This is a genomic window from Pseudomonas sp. 5.2, assembly GCF_059025405.1.
The window spans coordinates 1-205 of sequence record NZ_JBYBHH010000086.1 but is presented as its reverse complement, the minus strand read 5'-3'; the positions used below and the strand labels follow the sequence as shown (position 1 = coordinate 205).

The window sequence follows — 205 nt, the reverse complement described above, 5'->3', positions numbered from 1 at the left end:
CCAGAAATCAACATTCGAAGCGAATGCTCATTTCTGAGTTTGATCACGCATTGCAAGAGTGGTGGAGCCAAGCGGGATCGAACCGCTGACCTCCTGCGTGCAAGGCAGGCGCTCTCCCAGCTGAGCTATGGCCCCAAATACTGGTAGGTCTGGGCAGATTTGAACTGCCGACCTCACCCTTATCAGGGGTGCGCTCTAACCAACT

The 205-nt window shown here is 54.6% G+C and carries 1 tRNA gene; it reads right to left on the bottom strand.

Annotated elements, in window-relative coordinates:
• Window positions 1–59: 59 nt before the first annotated feature.
• A tRNA-Ala gene (locus AC5PZ0_RS28410) sits at window positions 60–135 on the bottom strand.
• Window positions 136–205 lie beyond the last annotated feature (70 nt).